Source organism: Citrobacter sp. Cf118, from assembly GCF_030334095.1.
GTDB classification, from domain to species: domain Bacteria; phylum Pseudomonadota; class Gammaproteobacteria; order Enterobacterales; family Enterobacteriaceae; genus Citrobacter; species Citrobacter freundii.
This window is the reverse complement of the sequence record NZ_JAOWES010000087.1, coordinates 738,186-757,862: the sequence shown is the minus strand read 5'-3', so window position 1 is coordinate 757,862 and position 19,677 is coordinate 738,186. Positions and strand designations below refer to the sequence as shown.

The following is a 19,677-nucleotide window of genomic DNA, read 5'->3' as shown; positions in this document are numbered from 1 at the left end:
TAACCTATTATAGGTTAATAAGAATATTCCCATCAGAATCGACGACGCCGCTCACCACCTGGCCTGAAATCATCCGCACTCGCGCATTCTGTGCGACAGCGGCGTTGTTCAGCGCTTTACCTTCGGCGTTAACCCGAAAGCCATCTCCGTTGGCAATAACCAGCACGCGCTGACCGGCCTTGATCCGCCATGCCTGGCGCAACATCGAAAGCTGTATCGGTTGGCCCGGGACCAGATCGCGCAGGCTCACAGCATCCTGCACCTGACTCATATCCAGCACCGCGCGCGGCGGTAGTTGGTCCAGCCGACCACGTTTCAGCGTTACGCTGGCTGGGGTCAGGGTGCTACCTCGCGCTACAGGCGCGGCGGCTACTACGTAGTTTCCCGTCGCCTGCACGTTCACCTGCAGATAACGTTTTTCGTTGGCGCAGCGAGCCAGCACATTCACATTACCCCACAGTTTCGCGCTACCTGACACGCTTAATGCCGGTTGCTCACAGCTCGGCAATAAGTTTGGTGACGTTCGGATAGTGACCACCACCTCATCGCTAAATCCGGCCAGGCGCTGGGAAAACCATGCCGTTAGCTGCGAATTCAGGTCTTGCGCCAGCGTCATAGGGCTGAACAGCAGTGCTGCCACGACTATTCCACGTTTAAACGTTTGCATCAAAACCTCGCGTTTTTTCAGGTAGTGGCAGGATTTTACCTGTGTGACGCAGTCATCAACGCAACAAATAGCGACGCATTTTGCGTTTATTCCGGCGATAACGCGCGCGTAATGGGATTTAAGCTGTCGGCTGAATTTTGTCATTTGCGGAGGAGATATGCTCGATAAGCTCGACGCCGCCTTACGTTTTCAACAGGAAGCGCTGAATTTGCGCGCCCAACGCCAGGAAATATTGGCGGCCAACATTGCCAATGCCGACACGCCGGGGTACCAGGCGCGCGACCTGGATTTCGCCAGTGAATTAAAAAAAGTCATGGTGCGAGGACGGGAAGAAACCGGCGGCGTTTCGTTGACGCTGACCTCTGCACAACACATTCCGGCCCAGACCGTTTCTTCGCCGTCTACGGAGCTGCTCTACCGTATTCCTGACCAGCCATCTCTTGATGGCAACACGGTGGATATGGACCGGGAGCGCACGCAATTTGCAGACAACAGCCTCAAGTATCAAATGGGGCTGACCGCGCTGGGTGGGCAAATCAAAGGCATGATGAACGTGCTGCAAGGAGGGAACTAATTCGTGGCGCTGTTAAATATTTTTGATATCGCAGGTTCTGCGCTGACGGCTCAGTCTAAACGCCTGAACGTCGCGGCCAGTAACATGGCGAATGCGGATAGCGTCAGCGGGCCCGACGGTCAGCCGTATCGCGCGAAACAGGTTGTTTTTCAGGTAGATGCTGCGCCAGGTGCGGCAACTGGTGGCGTAAAAGTTGCTGACGTCATTGAAAGTCAGGCACCGGATAAGCTGGTTTATGAACCCGGTAATCCGCTGGCCGATGCGAATGGCTACGTAAAAATGCCGAATGTGGACGTCGTCGGCGAGATGGTCAACACCATGTCTGCCTCACGTAGCTACCAGGCAAACGTCGAAGTGCTCAACACCGTAAAAAGCTTGATGCTCAAAACGCTTACGTTAGGCCAGTAAAGGAGGCGCATATGTCTATTGCTGTAACCATGAATGACCCGAGCAATGCAGGCGTTAAAGCTGCCACCGGGAATAGCTCCCTGACGGGCAGCAATGCCGCTGACCTGCAAAGCAGTTTTCTGACGTTGCTGGTCGCACAACTGAAAAACCAGGACCCAACCAATCCGCTGCAAAACAATGAACTGACTACCCAACTGGCGCAAATCAGTACCGTGAGCGGGATTGAGAAACTGAACACCACGTTAGGGTCGATCTCCGGGCAGATCGACAACAGTCAGTCGCTGCAGGCCAGTACGCTGATTGGCCACGGGGTCATGATTCCGGGTACCACCATCCTGACCGGTAAGGGGACGGAAGAGGGTGCCAAAACCACGACAACACCATTTGGCGTTGAGCTGCAGCAACCGGCAGATAAGGTTACCGCAACCATTACCGATAAAGACGGCAAAGTGGTACGCACCATTGACATTGGCGGATTGAAAGCAGGCGTTCATACCTTTACCTGGGACGGCACCATGACCGATGGCACGGATGCACCAAGCGGTTCTTACAACGTGTCAATTGCTGCCAGCAATGGCGGAACGCAACTGGTGGCACAGCCGCTTCAGTTTGCGCTGGTGCAGGGCGTTATTCGCAGTAACGGCGGTAATACGCTGGATCTTGGCACCTATGGAACCACCACCCTCGACGAAGTACGGCAGATAATTTAAGCCTTCACACTTATCAGGAGTAAGTCATGGCCTTTTCTCAAGCGGTCAGCGGTCTGAACGCTGCAGCGACCAACCTCGATGTCATTGGTAACAACATCGCCAACTCCGCCACCTACGGTTTTAAATCCGGTACGGCATCTTTTGCCGATATGTTTGCCGGTTCGAAAGTCGGTTTGGGCGTTAAAGTTGCGGGTATTACTCAGGACTTTACCGACGGTACTACCACCAACACCGGACGTGGTCTGGATGTTGCTATCAGCCAGAACGGTTTTTTCCGTATGGTAGACAGCAACGGTTCCGTTTTCTACAGCCGTAACGGTCAGTTCAAGCTCGATGAAAATCGCAATATCGTTAACATGCAGGGGCTGCAGCTGACGGGCTATCCGGCTACCGGTACCCCACCGACAGTTCAGCAGGGTGCAAACCCGGCACCGATCACTATCCCGAATACGCTGATGGCGGCTAAATCCACCACTACTGCGTCAATGCAGGTCAACCTGAACTCCACTGACAAGGTCCCTACCAAAACCCCGTTTAACCCAAGCGATGCCGATTCCTACAACAAAAAAGGCAGTGTTACCGTTTTCGATAGCCAGGGTAACGCTCATGACATGAACATTTTTTATGTCAAAAATGCGCAGAGCAACACTTGGGAAGTTTTCACTCAAGATGCTTCTACTGGGGATGCTGAGAAATCGGCAGGGTTTATGCGTTTTGATAATAATGGTTTGTTTTTAGGTATTAGTGCCACGGCAGCCGAGTTACCACCGACGGCTCCAGCCGTCTGGCCAAAGGATATCAAAATTACAACCGGTACGATCAATGGCGCAGTTCCGGCGAACTTCTCTCTGAGCTTCCTGAACTCCATGCAGCAAAACACCGGCGCCAACAACATCGTCGCCACGAATCAGAACGGCTACAAGCCGGGCGATCTGGTGAGTTACCAGATTAACAATGACGGAACGGTGGTCGGTAACTACTCCAACGAACAGCAACAGGTTCTCGGGCAGATCGTGCTGGCAAACTTTGCCAATAACGAAGGTCTGGCATCTCAGGGCGATAACGTCTGGGCGGCGACTCAGGCTTCCGGCGTGGCGCTGCTGGGTACCGCAGGCGAAGGTAACTTTGGCAAACTGACCAACGGTGCGCTGGAAGCGTCAAACGTGGATTTGAGTAAAGAACTGGTGAATATGATTGTCGCCCAGCGTAACTATCAGTCGAACGCGCAGACTATCAAAACCCAGGATCAGATCCTCAACACGCTGGTCAACCTGCGCTAAGCGCCTGACGGGATGGCTTAATGGATCACGCAATTTATACCGCCATGGGCGCGGCCAGTCAGACGCTGAATCAACAGGCGGTGACGGCCAGCAACCTGGCAAACGCCTCCACGCCAGGGTTTCGTGCGCAGCTCAATGCACTGCGCGCGGTTCCTGTAGAAGGATTGTCTTTACCGACACGTACGCTGGTCGTGGCCTCCACGCCGGGGGCCGATATGACGCCGGGTCAGATGGACTATACCTCCCGCCCGCTGGATGTGGCGCTGCAACAGGATGGCTGGTTGGCTGTGCAGACCGCAGATGGTAGCGAAGGATATACCCGTAACGGCGCTATTCAGGTAAGCCCAACGGGTGAACTGACTATTCAGGGACACCCGGTAATTGGCGAAGCCGGACCGATAGCCGTACCAGAAGGTTCAGAAGTCACCATTGCGGCGGACGGGACAATTTCTGCACTTAACCCTGGCGATCCGGCTAATACGGTCGCGCCAGTGGGGCGGTTGAAGCTGGTGAAGGCAACAGGGATCGAAGTGCAACGTGGCGATGACGGTATGTTCCGTCTGACCCAGGCCGCACAGGCTACCCGTGGTGCGACGTTACAGGCCGACCCCAGCATCCGTGTGATGTCGGGCGTGCTGGAAGGCAGTAACGTTAAACCGGTTGCTGCGATGAGCGACATGATCGCCAACGCCCGCCGCTTTGAAATGCAGATGAAAATTATCAGTAGCGTGGATGATAACGCGGGCCGCGCCAACCAACTGCTGTCGATGAGTTAATACAGGACATTTTATGATCAGTTCATTATGGATCGCCAAAACCGGCCTGGATGCGCAGCAAACCAACATGGATGTGATTGCCAACAACCTGGCAAACGTCAGCACCAACGGATTTAAGCGCCAACGTGCCGTGTTTGAAGATCTGTTGTACCAGACGATTCGTCAGCCTGGCGCACAGTCTTCTGAGCAGACCACATTGCCGTCTGGTTTGCAGATTGGTACCGGCGTACGTCCGGTTGCGACCGAGCGTTTACACAGCCAGGGTAACCTGTCGCAGACCAACAACAGTAAAGATGTGGCGATTAAAGGCCAGGGCTTTTTCCAGGTCATGTTGCCCGATGGTACGTCCGCTTATACCCGCGACGGTTCTTTCCAGGTGGATCAGAACGGTCAGTTGGTGACGGCGGGTGGTTTTCAGGTTCAGCCTGCCATCACCATTCCGGCCAACTCGCTCAGTATCACCATAGGACGCGACGGGATTGTCAGCGTGACCCAACAGGGACAGGCGGCGCCTGTTCAGGTCGGGCAGCTTAACCTGACAACTTTCATGAACGATACCGGTCTGGAAAGCATTGGTGAGAATCTGTACACCGAAACGCAGTCATCCGGTGCGCCGAACGAGAGCACGCCGGGGCTGAACGGCGCGGGTCTGCTGTATCAGGGCTATGTTGAAACCTCTAACGTCAACGTGGCGGAAGAGCTGGTAAACATGATCCAGGTTCAGCGCGCTTACGAAATCAACAGTAAAGCGGTATCGACCACCGATCAGATGCTGCAAAAACTGACGCAACTCTAAAGTGGAGTCCGGTGGGGTGAAAACCTCACCGGCACACTGATTTTGAAGATGACCGCAATGCGAAAATACGCGCTTCACCCATACCCTATTTTAGCCCTGCTGGTGGTTTCACTAACAGGATGTGCCTGGATCCCGGCTACTCCCCTCGTGCAGGGCGCGACGACTGCCCAGCCCGTTCCAGGTCCAACGCCGGTGGCGAATGGCTCAATCTTCCAGTCGGCACAACCGATTAACTATGGTTATCAGCCACTCTTTGAAGACCGTCGTCCACGCAATATTGGCGATACGCTGACCATCGTATTGCAGGAAAACGTCAGCGCGAGCAAAAGCTCTTCGGCGAATGCCAGTCGCGACGGCAAGACAAACTTTGGCTTTGATACCGTACCGCGCTATCTGCAAGGTCTGTTCGGTAACGAACGTGCCGACGTAGAAGCCTCAGGCGGTAACTCCTTTAACGGTAAAGGCGGCGCGAACGCCAGAAATACCTTCAGCGGTACGCTGACCGTAACGGTCGATCAGGTACTGGTGAATGGCAACTTACATGTCGTGGGTGAAAAACAGATCGCCATAAATCAGGGCACTGAATTCATTCGCTTCTCCGGGGTCGTTAACCCGCGCACCATCAGTGGCAGCAACTCCGTACCGTCAACCCAGGTTGCGGATGCGCGTATTGAGTACGTCGGCAACGGCTACATCAATGAAGCGCAAAATATGGGCTGGTTGCAGCGTTTCTTCCTTAATTTGTCGCCGATGTAAGCGAGGTACCCCGTGTTTAAATTTTTTGTTGGAATGGCACTGGTGCTGGTAACCGCCTTCGCGCATGCCGACCGTATTCGTGACCTGACCAGCGTGCAGGGCGTGCGGGAAAACTCGCTGATTGGTTATGGGTTGGTGGTGGGTCTGGATGGTACAGGTGACCAGACCACCCAGACGCCGTTTACCACGCAAACGCTCAACAACATGCTGTCGCAGTTGGGGATCACCGTGCCCACCGGCACCAATATGCAGTTGAAAAACGTGGCAGCGGTAATGGTCACCGCGCAGTTCCCGGCCTTTGGTCGTCAGGGGCAAACTATTGACGTTGTGGTCTCTTCCATGGGTAATGCTAAAAGTCTGCGCGGCGGAACGCTGCTGATGACCCCGCTGAAAGGGGTCGATAGCCAGGTATATGCGTTGGCGCAGGGGAATATTCTGGTTGGCGGTGCGGGCGCGGCTGCGGGTGGCAGCAGCGTGCAGGTAAACCAGCTCAATGGCGGACGCATTACCAACGGCGCGACCATCGAACGTGAATTACCCAGCCAGTTCGGCGGCGGTAACACCATTAATCTGCAACTGAATAATGAAGATTTCACGATGGCGCAGCAGATTACCGACACCATTAACCGCTCGCGTGGCTTTGGCAGCGCAACGGCGTTGGATGCCCGCACTATTCAGGTGCGCGTGCCAAGCGGCAACAGCTCGCAGGTGCGTTTCCTTGCTGATATCCAGAATATGGAGGTGAACGTCACGCCGCAGGATGCGAAAGTGATTATCAACTCACGCACCGGATCTGTCGTCATGAACCGCGAAGTAACGCTGGATAGCTGTGCCGTGGCACAAGGCAACTTGTCGATCACGGTGAACCGCCAGGCGAACGTCAGCCAGCCGGACACACCGTTTGGCGGTGGACAAACCGTAGTGACGCCACAAACCCAGATTGACCTGCGCCAAAGCGGTGGTTCGCTGCAAAGCGTACGTTCCAGCGCCAACCTGAACAACGTTGTGCGTGCGCTGAATGCGCTGGGAGCGACGCCGATGGATCTGATGTCCATTCTGCAATCGATGCAGAGCGCGGGTTGCTTACGCGCCAAACTGGAAATCATCTAATGATTGGTGACAGCAAACTGCTGACCAGTGCCGCCTGGGATGCGCAATCTCTGAACGAACTGAAAGCGAAAGCGGGTCAGGACCCGGCGGCGAATATCCGCCCGGTCGCCCGTCAGGTTGAAGGGATGTTCGTGCAAATGATGTTGAAAAGCATGCGTGAAGCGCTGCCGAAAGATGGCATGTTTAGCAGCGATTCAACGCGCTTGTATACCAGCATGTATGACCAACAAATTGCACAGCAGATGACCGCAGGCAAAGGTCTGGGGCTGGCTGAAATGATGGTCAAGCAGATGACTGAAGGGCAAGCGCAACCTGCGGGTGACGCGCCGCAGGTGCCGATGAAGTTTTCACTGGAAACGGTGACTAGCTATCAAAATCAGGCACTGACGCAACTGGTCCGCAAAGCCATTCCCCGGGCGACAGAAAGCAATGATGAGCCGCTGTCAGGTGACAGCAAAGACTTCCTCGCCCAGCTGTCACTGCCGGCTAAGCTGGCCAGTCAGCAGAGCGGGGTCCCGCATCATCTGATTTTGGCGCAGGCGGCGCTGGAGTCCGGATGGGGGCAGCGACAAATTCGTCGCGAGAATGGCGAACCGAGTTTCAACATTTTTGGTGTGAAGGCTTCGGGAAGCTGGAAAGGTCCAACCACTGAAATCACCACCACTGAATATGAGAACGGTGAGGCGAAAAAGGTGAAAGCCAGATTCCGTGTCTATAGCTCTTACCTTGAGGCGTTGTCGGATTATGTCGGTCTGATATCCCGTAACCCGCGCTATGCGGCGGTGACCGCTGCCGCGACCGCCGAACAGGGGGCGCAGGCATTGCAAAATGCGGGTTACGCCACAGACCCTAACTATGCACGTAAATTAACCAGCATGATCCAGCAGTTGAAATCGATGAGCGAAAAGGTGAGTAAAACCTACAGCACGAATCTCGATAATCTCTTTTAAATAGCTCAAGTCTACCGACCTGCTGCCGATAATAACGAGTATTGAAGGATTACAAGGAACCTCCATGTCCAGCTTGATTAATAACGCGATGAGTGGACTCAGCGCAGCGCAGGCCGCGTTGAATACTGCCAGTAATAACATCTCCAGCTATAACGTTGCCGGATATACCCGACAAACAACAATTATGGCGCAAGCGAACAGCACGCTGGGTGCGGGGGGCTGGGTAGGCAATGGCGTCTATGTTTCTGGTGTACAGCGCGAGTATGACTCCTTTATCACTAACCAGTTGCGAGCAGCGCAGAACCAGAGCAGCGGTCTGACGACGCGCTATGAGCAAATGTCAAAAATCGATAATTTGCTCTCCAGCAAAACCAGCTCTATTTCGACCTCAATGCAGGGTTTTTTTACCAGTCTGCAGACGCTGGTCAGTAACGCCGAAGATCCGGCGGCGCGCCAGGCGCTGATCGGTAAAGCTGATGGATTGGTAAATCAGTTTAAAACGACCGATCAGTATCTGCGCGATCAGGATAAGCAGGTTAATACCGCGATTAAAGCCAGCGTCGATCAGATCAACAACTATTCGAAACAAATTGCCAGCCTCAACGACCAGATTTCTCGTATGACAGGCGTCGGCGCAGGTGCATCTCCTAACGACCTGCTTGACCAACGCGACCAGCTGGTCAGTGAACTGAATCAGATTGTCGGTGTTGAAGTCAGCGTTCAGGATGGTGGCACCTACAACCTGACAATGGCCAACGGCTATTCGCTGGTGCAGGGCAGCAATGCACGCCAACTGGCGGCAGTACCTTCCAGCGACGATCCTAATCGTACAACAGTGGCCTACGTTGATGGGGTTGCCGGAGCTGTTGAAATTCCTGAGAAACTGTTGAATACCGGTTCACTGGGCGGACTGCTCACCTTCCGTTCGCAGGAGCTGGATCAGACGCGTAATACCCTAGGCCAACTGGCACTTGCATTTGCCAGTGCATTTAACGCCCAGCATAAAGAAGGTTTTGATGCCAACGGCGATAAGGGTGGGAATTTCTTTGATATCGGCAGCCCGTCTGTACTGAGTAATGCTAAAAATACTGGCAAAGCGGAATTAACTGCAGAAGTTGGTGACAGTTCGAAAGTACAGGCTACCGACTATAAGGTTGTGTTCAGTGGCGGTAAGTGGCAGGTGACGCGTCTGGCAGATAACACAACGTTTGAAGCTACACCAGGTGCGGACGGAAAACTGGATATTGATGGTCTGAAAGTGACAGTGACTATTAATCCCCCCAACCCCGGGCCGCAAGAGAATGACAGTTTTATTCTGAAACCGGTAGAAAACGTTATCGTTGATATGAAAGTCAAGGTGACCGACGAGTCGAAAATCGCCATGGCGTCAGAGAAAAACACTGATCCTGCTGCGGATACAGGTGCAAGCGATAACCGTAACGGTCAGAAACTGCTGGATCTGCAAACCAAAGCGACTGTCGGCAATAAGACCTTCAACGATGCATATGCCACGCTGGTAAGCGATGTCGGGAACAAAACCGCTACGCTGAAAACCAGCGCCACCACCCAGAACAACGTGGTGACACAGCTTTACCGGCAGCAACAGTCTATTTCCGGCGTTAACCTCGACGAAGAGTACGGTAATTTACAGCGTTTTCAGCAGTATTACCTGGCTAATGCTCAAGTGCTGCAGACCGCGAATGCGTTGTTTGATGCACTGATTAATATCCGCTAAGGGAGAGGGAGACTATGCGTATTAGCACCCAGATGATGTACCAGCAGAACATGCGCGGCATCACTAACTCTCAGGCTGAATGGATGAAGTTCGGCGAGCAAATGTCAACGGGCAAGCGCGTGATCAACCCATCAGACGATCCGATTGCCGCCTCGCAGGCCGTGGTACTTTCTCAGGCTCAGGCGCAGAACAGCCAATATACGCTGGCACGCTCGTTCGCGACGCAAAAGGTGTCGCTGGAAGAGAACGTTCTGAGCCAGGTGACGACGGCGATCCAGACCGCGCAGGAAAAAATCGTTAGCGCGGGCAACGGTACGTTAAGTGATGATGACCGTGCATCGTTAGCCACCGATCTGCAGGGGATCCGCGATCAACTGATGAACCTGGCGAACAGCACCGACGGTAATGGGCGCTACATTTTTGGTGGATATAAAACAGAATCTGCACCGTTTGCCCAGACTGATGGCGCATACAGCGGCGGTACGACAAATGTGACCCAGCAGGTTGATGCCTCCCGTACCATGGTCATTGGCCATACGGGCGATAAAATCTTCGCCAACCTGACCAGCAACGCCGTACCGGAACCAGGTGGCGGTACTCAGGAAAAGAATCTGTTCAAAATGCTGGATAGCGCGATTGAAGAGCTAAAAATTCCTATTGCAGGTGATGATGTGGCAAAGGATAAAGCCGCAGCAGCTATCGATAAAACCAATCGTGGTCTGAAAAACTCACTGAACAACGTGCTTTCCGTTCGTGCAGAATTAGGTACGCAACTGAGTGAATTAAGCTCGCTGGATTCACTGGGCGCCGATCGTGCATTAGGGCAAACCCAACAGATGAGTAACCTGGTGGATGTCGACTGGAATGCGGCGATTTCGTCTTACGTCATGCAGCAGGCCGCGCTTCAGGCTTCTTATAAAGCGTTTACCGATATGCAGGGAATGTCGTTGTTCCAGCTTAATCGGTAATATCCCTTTTTGAACATATCTTGAAACTGGGTATGTTTGTCTGCCCGCTCCTTTAACACCCCGGAGCGGGCATTTTTTTAGGCAACCGACGCCTTACTAAGCGACGGGTTCCCCGTCAGTCTTATGACCAACGCGATCGCACTGCTGAAGGTTGCCAGCGTCACCACACCTTCCCAGTTGGCAAGCGCATAGACCTGACTCCCGAGAACGGAACCCAGCGCCATACCGATAAACACCATGGTAAACAGCAGAGCGTTCAATCGTCCTCGTGCCTGAGGCTCCAGGCTATAGACCAGGTTTTGGTGGGCAACCAGGCTGGATTGCAATCCGAGATCAAAACCTACCGCCGAAAGGGCGATAAGCAGCCACTGCCCCTGAACGGGCAGGGCGGGTAACAAAAACATCAGTGCGAAAGATACCGTTACCAGCAAAGCACCCAATTGCGTCACTTTTGCTGCACCCACTTTATCGGCAAGATGGCCCGCCATCGGTGCAGCAAGCGCTCCGGCTGCTCCCGCGATACCAAAAGCACCCGCTATAGCGCTACCCAGGTGGTAATGCTCAGATAACATCACTGCCAGCGTAGACCAGAAGGCGCTAAAAGCAATGGACAGAAAGCCTTGTGCCAGTGCAGCGCGGCGCAAGGTGGAATATCGTTGCCAAAGTTGCACCATCGAGAGCATTAATGATGGATAGCTCAACGTGGAATGGACCGTAAAACGAGGCAGTGCTTTCCACAAAATCGCGGTAATTACGGCAATACTGACGGCAGCAAGTTGGTACATCTCACGCCAGCCAAACGCCTCACCGACCAGTCCACTGACGGTACGTGAGAGCAAAATTCCCAGCAGAAGGCCCGTCATTACGGTGCCCACCGTTTTTCCCTGTTTGCCTTCGGGCGCCAGTATTGCCGCCGCAGGCACAATATCTTGTGCCATGGTTGCCGCCATGCCCATCAACAGGCTCACTATTAACAGTGAATGCAACTGCCCGGTAAAGCTGCATGCCAGAAGCAGCACAGCAAGAGAGATACTTTTCAGCAGGATTAATGTCCTGCGGTCATAACGATCGCCCAATGGCAATAAAAACAAAATACCCAGCGCGTATCCCGCCTGGGTCAGCGTCGGGACCAACCCCATGCCGGTAATACTTAAGTTCAGATCCTGACCCATTAAAGGCAGAAGGGGCTGGGCATAGTAGATAGCAGCGACACTGAATCCGGCACCTACTGCCAGAACGAAAGTGACCCAACGGGAAAGTGCGGTATATGTGTTCACAAATGATTCCTCAATCACTGGATGTGCGGCTATTTTTATCCTTCAGCGAGTGGCGTGGTAGCGAGTACAGTGGTAAAACAGTTATACGTCAGACGTATGATGAAACAGAAAATGATAAAAAATGAGCGTATAGACAGGGTGGAGCTGATGCGTACGTTTGTACGTATTGTCGAAGCAGGATCGCTTTCGGCAGCGGCAAAACAGATGGGGACAACGCAAGCGACTGTAAGCCGACGGTTGCAATCCCTGGAAACTCTGCTGGGTGTGAAACTGATCATGCGTACCACGCATGCGATGAAATTGACCGACGACGGCGAAAGAGGTTACCAGCATGCCAAGAAGATTATTGATGCCTGGCTGGCGCTGGAAGATGGACTTAATGTCACGGAAGATGAACCGGTGGGGACGTTGCGAGTCCGTGCACCGCATGCGTTCGGGCAACAACAACTGCTTGAGCCGCTTTTGCAGTTTCTTTCGCGCTATCCCCAGGTGGCAGTAGAGTGGATGCTCAACGATAAAACCGTTGATTTTCTGAGCGATAATATTGACTGCGCTATCAGGGTTGGTGCCGAGGTGGATCCGGCCACGGTTTCCGTTTTACTGGCTGAAGTTCCCCGTAGTATGGTGGCGAGCCCTGGGCTGCTGGAGCAATACGGCGAGCTTTCTCATCCTGAGCAGTTATCAGCACTGCCCTGGATTGCCGTGAACACGTTTTATCAACATAGCGTTTCGTTGTTGCACCAATTGCGTAATGAGCCAGTCACGTTGAATATTTCACCCAGATTAAGTACCGACAGTATTTATGTCGCAAGGAATGCCGCGCTGGCGGGGTTGGGAGTGACTATTGTTTCAAGTTGGATGGTGGCAGAGGATATTGCCAACGGACGTCTGGCTGCGTTGCTACCTGAGTGGCATGCGGCGCCGTTGCCTGTACATTTGGTTTATCCGTGGGCGCGTTACTATCCGACTCGCTTACGCAAGTTTCTGGCCTTAATGAAGGAGGTTATGCCGCAGCTGACGGGGATGAAAGGTGTAGATCAGATATAAAAAAGCCGACCCGAAGGCCGGCTTTGATATTGATTATGGCTTACTCGACAGGCTGAGGACGTGTTGCTGGCGCAGTCGCTTGATGCGTTGCACTGTGTCCACCTGCGGCACCTTTGCCTTCAAAGGCGAATGCCGGACGCTGCCAGTCGCTATGACGCGGCGCTTCTGGTACATATTCCGGTGCCGGGGCGCGGGTCATCGGTGCGGTCGCATGGCTGTGAAGGTGTTCAGCATCAACACTGGCTGCGACAACTACAGGCTTAACGACAGTCGCTTCTACAATTGGCGCTGCAACAACTTCCTGCGGTGCAGCAACTTCTTCAACAACTGGCGCTGTTTCCACAACTTCGGCAATCTCTTCAACCACTTCTGGCTGGGAAATAACAACCTCTGCAGGCTCTTCGACAACCGGCGCAGTCACAACGTCAGCCACAGGTTCGGCTTCAGCGGCGATTTCTTCTGCAACGGGCGCATCAGATGCAGCGATAATTTGTGGTTGTTCCTCGACCGGGGTCGCAATGACTTCCGGATGCGTGGTTTCAACCTGTGTGGTTTCAACAACGGGGGCCTGAGGCTCAGCTACGACAATCTCTGGCTGCACGGCTTCAACTGGCGCAGGGGCATCCACAATGTGTTCCACGGCAGCTGCAGCAACCTGAGGCTCTACAGCGACAGGTGCGGCTTGCTGCTGGACCATTTCTTGTTCGCGCTGTTCTTCAACCTGCTGATCCTGAGGACGTGCGACAGGGTAGCGGATCCAAACTTTACCGGACGCTAATTCAGGAGATGCACAGGCGACCGTTAACGGCATCGGTGACTGAACCGGATAACGCTCGTCACGGTAACGACGACGACGCTGTCCACTGACGCGCAGATGGCGAGGGGAGCGACGGGAGCGACGCGGCATACCATTGGAGTCACGCGCGTCGCTGTTGTCTTCCTGCTCAGTCGCAACGACGGCTGGCAGATCAACTTTCGCCAGTTCGGTGCGTTGTGCTGGTGCAGGCTGTTCTGTTGGCTGAGCGGCAGCGGTTTCAGCGACTACTGCGGCAGTTGCCACTTCGGTTTCAACCGCCGGGCTGTCAGTGAAACGAACTTTCTGAGTCAATTGACGCTGTTTACGGCGAGTCTGAGGCTGACGTACGCGCTCTTCCTGCTCGGCATCCTGCACAGGTTGTTCAGCCTGGTTCAGCTCTTTAACTTCCTGCTGAGCCTGACGCTTGTCATCGTTACGACGGCGGTTGCGTTCGCGACGCGGAGCCTGCTGCTCATCGCCAGATTTCGCTTTGTCTGCAACGTCAGTAGTTTGCTGGCGGTTATCGCGAGCTTCCGCATTTTGCTGCTGTGACTGACGACGGTTACGGCGGTTATCTTCACGGTTTTCGCCGTTTTCTGAACGTTCGTTACGGTTGTCACGGTCACCGCGATTATCACGGTTATCACGACGATCGTTACGGTCGCGACGATTGTTCTGACGCGGTTTACGACGATCCTGCTGGCGTTCGGTTTTCTCTTCAGCTTTCGGCGCAGGTTGTTCAACCGGTTTCACTTCTTCGCTACCACCGAAGATGGACTTCAGTGCGCCAAAGAAACGGCTAATCAAACCGGGCTGTGCGGCAACGGCTGCGGTCGCTGCCGCTGCTTTAGGCGCGGCGGCTTTCGCGGCAGGTTCCTGCAGAGCAGGGGCTGGCGGAACGTCTGGCATGGCGAATGTGGCCAGCGCCGGTTGCTCAGGCTGTTTACGCTCGACGTACTCTTCTTCCGTCGGCAATGCCATTGCCTCTTCATGCAGTTTCGGCAGTAGATAGCTCAGGGTCGGCGTTTCTTCCCCTTTACGTACGCGCAGCACAGAATAGTGCGGGGTTTCCATCTGATCGTTTGGCACGATCACACAGCGCACGCCATTCTGACGCGTCTCGATTGCATTTACCGCGGTACGCTTTTCGTTGAGCAGATAGGAAGCGATAGGCACAGGAACAATAGCGTGTACTTCCTGCGTATTTTCTTTCAGTGCTTCTTCTTCGATCAGACGCAGAATAGACAGCGACAGTGATTCGTTATCACGTACAGTACCGGTACCGGAGCAGCGCGGGCACACGTGATGGCTGGATTCACCCAGTGACGGGCTCAGACGCTGACGGGACATTTCCAGCAGACCGAAGCGAGAAATATGGCTGATCTGAATACGCGCTCTGTCCTGGCGTACGGCCTCGCGCAGACGGTTTTCAACCGCGCGCTGGTGACGAACCGGCGTCATATCAATGAAGTCGATTACAATCAGACCGCCGAGGTCGCGCAGACGCAGCTGACGCGCAATTTCATCGGCTGCTTCAAGGTTGGTGTTGAACGCTGTTTCTTCGATGTCGCCGCCGCGGGTTGCACGTGCGGAGTTGATATCGATAGCGGTCAGTGCTTCAGTGCTGTCGATAACGATTGAGCCGCCGGACGGCAGACGCACTTCGCGCTGGAACGCGGACTCAATCTGAGACTCGATCTGATAGTGGCTGAACAGCGGGATTTCGCCGGTGTACAGTTTGATTTTGCTGCTGAAATCCGGACGACCCAGCGCCGCGATGTGCTGACGCGCCATCTCCATGACTTTTGGGTTGTCGATGAGGATTTCGCCGATGTCCTGGCGCAGATAGTCGCGGAAGGCACGCACGATAACGTTGCTTTCCTGATGGATCAGGAACGGAGCAGGGCGGCTGTCAGCGGCTTTTTGAATCGCTTCCCAGTGCTTCAGGCGGAAGCTCAGGTCCCACTGCAGCGCTTCGGCGGATTTGCCTACCCCTGCGGTACGCACGATAAGCCCCATGCCATCAGGCAGTTCCAGGCTTGCCAGCGCTTCTTTTAATTCGGTACGGTCGTCGCCTTCAATGCGACGGGAGATGCCGCCCGCGCGCGGGTTGTTCGGCATCAGAACCAGATAACTACCCGCCAGGCTGATAAAGGTAGTCAGCGCAGCGCCTTTGTTGCCGCGTTCTTCTTTATCGATCTGAACGATGACTTCCTGACCTTCACGCAACACGTCTTTAATGTTGGGGCGACCATGGGAGTTGTAGTTAGCGGGAAAGTATTCGCGGGCAATTTCTTTTAACGGGAGGAAACCGTGACGTTCAGCGCCGTAATCAACAAAAGCAGCTTCCAGACTCGGTTCAATACGGGTAATTTTGCCTTTATAGATGTTGGCTTTTTTCTGTTCGTGTCCAGGACTTTCGATATCCAGATCGTACAGACGTTGCCCATCTACAAGGGCGACACGCAACTCTTCCTGCTGAGTCGCGTTAATTAACATTCTTTTCATCGTAACTTACTCATTATTCTTACATTGACGACTAAGCTGCGGGCAGAGTAATGCCTTTCCGGGTGTGAACCGATGGCCTCGTGTCTATTCGCGTCGCCAACCTCACGGTTATCGTCAGCTCAAAGAGGCGCAGAGTGTCGGTTGCCTGTATTTCATACGGAAACACAGCGCAATTATCAGGGGAACAGTCTGGGTGTTACTCTCCAGAGAAGCTTCCATTGTGCTTGTCGTCTTTCACGCTGTCGGTGCGTTGGCTTTATCTTCTCACCCTGGTCACTTACAGGAGTAAGAACCTGGGGGTATCCAGACTTGCCGCCTTCCTACAATGTGAAATCCATAGAGCACTTACCGGTAAGGACTGCAACCCGCAGCCCGCTAACTGCCTGAAAGATCAATACGTCTTACGCCATTGCTGCGTTGATGATCGGTCGGGCAAAATTGGGTCATTCCGGAAAAGTTCTTGTTTTAACAAGATTCAACACGGAAACAACCGCATTATTCCACTGCTAACCTTGTTATAGCAAGATGACTTTTGCCATTTATCACCCGGTTACTCACAGTTTTTTCACTTCCGCGTAGTGATTGCTTTAATAACCACCAAATCGGCTATGTCAAACTTAAGTAATAAGGTATAGCAGTTAATATAAGCATAGAAAAATGTGTGGCGCGAATCTTGATGGCTATTTAAAATCGGCCCCCATGAAAACAGAGACTCCAGCCGTAAAAACAGTTGCCATTACTGCCGACGAAGCAGGGCAACGCATCGACAACTTTTTGCGCACCCAGCTTAAGGGCGTGCCGAAAAGTATGATTTATCGCATTTTGCGTAAAGGCGAAGTGCGGGTGAATAAAAAACGCATTAAACCCGAGTACAAACTCGAAGATGGGGATATTGTGCGTATTCCACCTGTGCGTGTCGCTGAACGTGAAGAAGAGGCCATTTCGCCAAACCTGCAGAAGGTTGCGGCGCTGACCGATGTCATTTTATATGAAGATGACCACATTCTGGTGCTTAACAAACCTTCAGGTACGGCCGTGCATGGCGGAAGCGGGTTAAGCTTTGGCGTCATTGAAGGATTACGTGCGTTGCGTCCGGAAGCGCGTTTCCTTGAGCTGGTGCATCGCCTCGACCGGGATACCTCTGGTGTGCTGCTGGTTGCCAAAAAACGCTCAGCCTTGCGTTCATTGCATGAACAACTGCGTGAAAAAGGCATGCAGAAAGATTACCTCGCGCTGGTTCGAGGCCAATGGCAGTCGCATGTCAAAACCGTGCAGGCGCCGCTGTTAAAGAACATTCTGCAAAGCGGTGAGCGTATCGTGCGGGTGAATCAGGAAGGCAAACCGTCAGAAACACGTTTTAAAGTGGAAGAGCGCTATGCGTTTGCCACGCTTGTGCGCTGTAGCCCGGTGACCGGACGTACGCACCAGATCCGTGTGCATACCCAGTATGCCGGTCATCCAATTGCTTTTGACGATCGCTACGGTGACAGTGAATTCGATAAGCAACTGGCGGATACGGGGTTGAACCGACTTTTCCTGCATGCCGCAGCGTTGAAGTTTACTCATCCGGGTACGGGAGAATTGATGCGTATTGAAGCGCCAATGGATAAGCAGTTGAAGCGCTGCCTCGAGGTATTACGCAGCAAAGCCTGATGCGCGTTGCTTATCAGGCCTACAATCGTGTGATGGACCGTAGGCCTGATAAGACGCATCGCGTCGACATCAGGCAGATTAATCAGGCGTTCAACGGGTTCATTTCCTCCCGCCGCAGCATTTGACACAACGCGATCAGCGGCAAACCTACCAAGGTATTTGGGTCACGGCCCTCCAGGCGTTCAAAGAGTGCAATACCTAACCCTTCACTTTTGAAACTACCTGCACAATGGAGCGGACGCTCTTTGCGCAGATAATCATCAATTTCCGCCTCGCTTAAATGACGGAAATGGACGTCAAAAGGTTCTACTTCAGTTTGTAAATGTCCGGTCGCAGAATTATACAGCGCCAGTCCGGTGTAAAACGTCACAATATTGCCACGGGCTTTGAGTAACTGTTGGCGCGCATTTTCTTCTGTTAATGGTTTGCCGGTTATTTCACCATCAAGAACACAAATTTGATCGGAGCCAATAATCAGATGCGAGGGATAACGGTGGGCGAGTGATTGTGCTTTTTGCTGAGCCAGTCGCAACACCAGATGACGCGGCGCCTCGCCTGGTAATGGTGTTTCATCAACCTCTGGTGCTGCGCATTCGAACGGAATTGCCAGTTTTTCGAGTAAAGCGCGACGCCAGGGAGAGGTGGAAGCAAGAATAAGTTGAGGCATATTTTTTCCCTCGCATATAGCGTATTGATGAGAGCCATTTTAAACTATGGACTTCGACCTACAAGCTGGCTGTAGTGGCTTGTCTTGAGCGATTTTAAGTCGATGACCCGCAATGTGTGCGAATTATTGGCAAAAGGCAACCCCAGGCTGCCTTTTTCTTTGACTATATGACGTTACAAAGTTAATATGCGCGCCCTATGCAAAAGGTAAAATTACCCCTGACTCTTGATCCGGTTCGTACGGCTCAGAAACGCCTCGATTATGAAGGTATCTATACTTCTGATCTGGTTGAGCGCGTCGCCGATTCTGTAGTCAGTGTGGACAGTGATGTGGAATGCTCCATGTCGTTCGCTATCGATAACCAGCGTCTCGCCGTTATAACCGGTGATGCGAAGGTATCGGTTACGCTCGAATGTCAGCGTTGCGGGAAACCGTTCCCACTTCATGTTCACACAACATATTGTTTTAGTCCTGTCCGTTCTGACGAGCAGGCTGAAGCACTCCCGGAAGCGTATGAGCCGATTGAGGTTAACGAATTCGGTGAAATCGATCTGCTTGCAATGGTTGAAGATGAGATTATCCTCTCCTTGCCGGTAGTTCCGGTGCATGATTCTGAACACTGTGAAGTGTCCGAGGCGGACATGGTCTTTGGCGAATTGCCTGATGAAGCGCAAAAACCAAACCCATTTGCCGTATTAGCCAGCTTAAAGCGTAAGTAATTGAGGAGTAAGGTCCATGGCCGTACAACAGAATAAACCAACCCGTTCCAAACGTGGCATGCGTCGTTCTCATGACGCTCTGACCGCAGTCACCAGCCTGTCTGTAGACAAAACTTCTGGTGAACAACACCTGCGTCACCACATCACTGCCGACGGTTTCTACCGTGGCCGTAAGGTAATCGCTAAGTAATCACGCATGACTCAATGGCTTTCCCACCCCTGGTGAGAAAGACAAAGAGTGAACGCGTGATGAAGCTTAGTGAGGCTTTCCCCGGGTAAC

19 protein-coding genes are annotated in these 19,677 nt (G+C 53.2%); 15 read left to right on the top strand and 4 right to left on the bottom strand.

All coding sequences use genetic code 11. From position 1 onward, the window contains the following. Positions 1 to 7 precede the first annotated feature (7 nt). The gene (gene flgA, locus OGX67_RS18960; RefSeq protein WP_003036186.1) at positions 8 to 667 is read right to left on the bottom strand and encodes a flagellar basal body P-ring formation chaperone FlgA; all 660 of its coding nucleotides are present in this window, start codon (positions 665 to 667) and stop codon (positions 8 to 10) included. Between the two features lie 157 nt (positions 668 to 824). Between flgA and flgB the strand changes: the two genes are divergently transcribed. From flgB to flgL, 11 genes are all read left to right on the top strand, one after another. Then, the gene (gene flgB / locus OGX67_RS18955) at positions 825 to 1,241 is read left to right on the top strand and encodes a flagellar basal body rod protein FlgB (RefSeq protein ID WP_003846806.1); all 417 of its coding nucleotides are present in this window, start codon (positions 825 to 827) and stop codon (positions 1,239 to 1,241) included. Between the two features lie 3 nt (positions 1,242 to 1,244). Continuing rightward, positions 1,245 to 1,649 carry a flagellar basal body rod protein FlgC gene (flgC, locus tag OGX67_RS18950; protein WP_003036191.1) on the top strand — a complete coding sequence of 135 codons (405 nt, stop codon included), beginning with the start codon at positions 1,245 to 1,247 and terminating at the stop codon, positions 1,647 to 1,649. Positions 1,650 to 1,660: 11 nt separating this feature from the next. Next, on the top strand, positions 1,661 to 2,359 hold the full coding sequence (gene flgD, locus OGX67_RS18945; RefSeq protein WP_003836761.1) for a flagellar hook assembly protein FlgD: 699 nt from the start codon (positions 1,661 to 1,663) through the stop codon (positions 2,357 to 2,359). Positions 2,360 to 2,385: 26 nt separating this feature from the next. Further along, positions 2,386 to 3,639 (top strand): flagellar hook protein FlgE, encoded by a 1,254-nt coding sequence (gene flgE, locus OGX67_RS18940; RefSeq protein ID WP_071697337.1) that lies wholly within the window; start codon positions 2,386 to 2,388, stop codon positions 3,637 to 3,639. Positions 3,640 to 3,659: 20 nt separating this feature from the next. Then, positions 3,660 to 4,415 carry a flagellar basal body rod protein FlgF gene (locus tag OGX67_RS18935; protein WP_003036200.1) on the top strand — a complete coding sequence of 252 codons (756 nt, stop codon included), beginning with the start codon at positions 3,660 to 3,662 and terminating at the stop codon, positions 4,413 to 4,415. Positions 4,416 to 4,428: 13 nt separating this feature from the next. After that, on the top strand, positions 4,429 to 5,211 hold the full coding sequence (flgG, locus tag OGX67_RS18930; RefSeq protein WP_003036202.1) for a flagellar basal-body rod protein FlgG: 783 nt from the start codon (positions 4,429 to 4,431) through the stop codon (positions 5,209 to 5,211). 57 nt (positions 5,212 to 5,268) lie between these two features. Then, positions 5,269 to 5,967, top strand: coding sequence for a flagellar basal body L-ring protein FlgH (flgH, locus tag OGX67_RS18925; protein ID WP_003836756.1), 699 nt, complete (start codon positions 5,269 to 5,271; stop codon positions 5,965 to 5,967). A 33-nt stretch (positions 5,968 to 6,000) separates the two neighbouring features. Further along, complete coding sequence (locus OGX67_RS18920) at positions 6,001 to 7,077, top strand: flagellar basal body P-ring protein FlgI (protein ID WP_057063917.1); 1,077 nt, start codon at positions 6,001 to 6,003, stop codon at positions 7,075 to 7,077. After that, positions 7,077 to 8,027: a flagellar assembly peptidoglycan hydrolase FlgJ gene (flgJ, locus tag OGX67_RS18915; protein WP_003036212.1), complete on the top strand. Its 951-nt coding sequence runs from the start codon at positions 7,077 to 7,079 to the stop codon at positions 8,025 to 8,027. Before OGX67_RS18920 ends, flgJ begins: the two co-directional genes overlap by 1 nt. Before the next feature lie 64 nt (positions 8,028 to 8,091). Further along, positions 8,092 to 9,762, top strand: a complete 1,671-nt coding sequence (flgK, locus tag OGX67_RS18910) for a flagellar hook-associated protein FlgK (RefSeq protein ID WP_257652002.1) — start codon at positions 8,092 to 8,094, stop codon at positions 9,760 to 9,762. A gap of 14 nt (positions 9,763 to 9,776) precedes the next feature. Next, positions 9,777 to 10,730: a flagellar hook-associated protein FlgL gene (flgL, locus tag OGX67_RS18905; RefSeq protein ID WP_257652003.1), complete on the top strand. Its 954-nt coding sequence runs from the start codon at positions 9,777 to 9,779 to the stop codon at positions 10,728 to 10,730. A 77-nt stretch (positions 10,731 to 10,807) separates the two neighbouring features. Here flgL and OGX67_RS18900 read toward each other — a convergent pair whose 3' ends face one another. Beyond that, positions 10,808 to 12,007 carry an MFS transporter gene (locus tag OGX67_RS18900; RefSeq protein WP_137348250.1) on the bottom strand — a complete coding sequence of 400 codons (1,200 nt, stop codon included), beginning with the start codon at positions 12,005 to 12,007 and terminating at the stop codon, positions 10,808 to 10,810. A gap of 21 nt (positions 12,008 to 12,028) precedes the next feature. Between OGX67_RS18900 and OGX67_RS18895 the strand changes: the two genes are divergently transcribed. Beyond that, positions 12,029 to 13,054, top strand: a complete 1,026-nt coding sequence (locus OGX67_RS18895; RefSeq protein ID WP_257652004.1) for a LysR family transcriptional regulator — start codon at positions 12,029 to 12,031, stop codon at positions 13,052 to 13,054. Between the two features lie 40 nt (positions 13,055 to 13,094). On the opposite strand, the gene rne is transcribed toward OGX67_RS18895, so the two are convergent. Beyond that, positions 13,095 to 16,358 (bottom strand): ribonuclease E, encoded by a 3,264-nt coding sequence (rne, locus tag OGX67_RS18890; RefSeq protein ID WP_032948990.1) that lies wholly within the window; start codon positions 16,356 to 16,358, stop codon positions 13,095 to 13,097. Between the two features lie 699 nt (positions 16,359 to 17,057). Here rne and rluC point away from each other — a divergent pair. Beyond that, positions 17,058 to 18,011, top strand: coding sequence for a 23S rRNA pseudouridine(955/2504/2580) synthase RluC (gene rluC, locus OGX67_RS18885; protein WP_257652005.1), 954 nt, complete (start codon positions 17,058 to 17,060; stop codon positions 18,009 to 18,011). An 82-nt stretch (positions 18,012 to 18,093) separates the two neighbouring features. Here rluC and OGX67_RS18880 read toward each other — a convergent pair whose 3' ends face one another. After that, on the bottom strand, positions 18,094 to 18,678 hold the full coding sequence (locus OGX67_RS18880; protein WP_003836743.1) for a Maf family protein: 585 nt from the start codon (positions 18,676 to 18,678) through the stop codon (positions 18,094 to 18,096). Positions 18,679 to 18,875: 197 nt separating this feature from the next. On the opposite strand from OGX67_RS18880, the gene yceD reads away from it, so the two are divergent. Next, positions 18,876 to 19,397 carry a 23S rRNA accumulation protein YceD gene (yceD, locus tag OGX67_RS18875; RefSeq protein ID WP_003036239.1) on the top strand — a complete coding sequence of 174 codons (522 nt, stop codon included), beginning with the start codon at positions 18,876 to 18,878 and terminating at the stop codon, positions 19,395 to 19,397. Between the two features lie 16 nt (positions 19,398 to 19,413). After that, complete coding sequence (gene rpmF / locus OGX67_RS18870; RefSeq protein WP_003036242.1) at positions 19,414 to 19,587, top strand: 50S ribosomal protein L32; 174 nt, start codon at positions 19,414 to 19,416, stop codon at positions 19,585 to 19,587. The last annotated feature ends 90 nt before the right edge of the window (positions 19,588 to 19,677 follow it).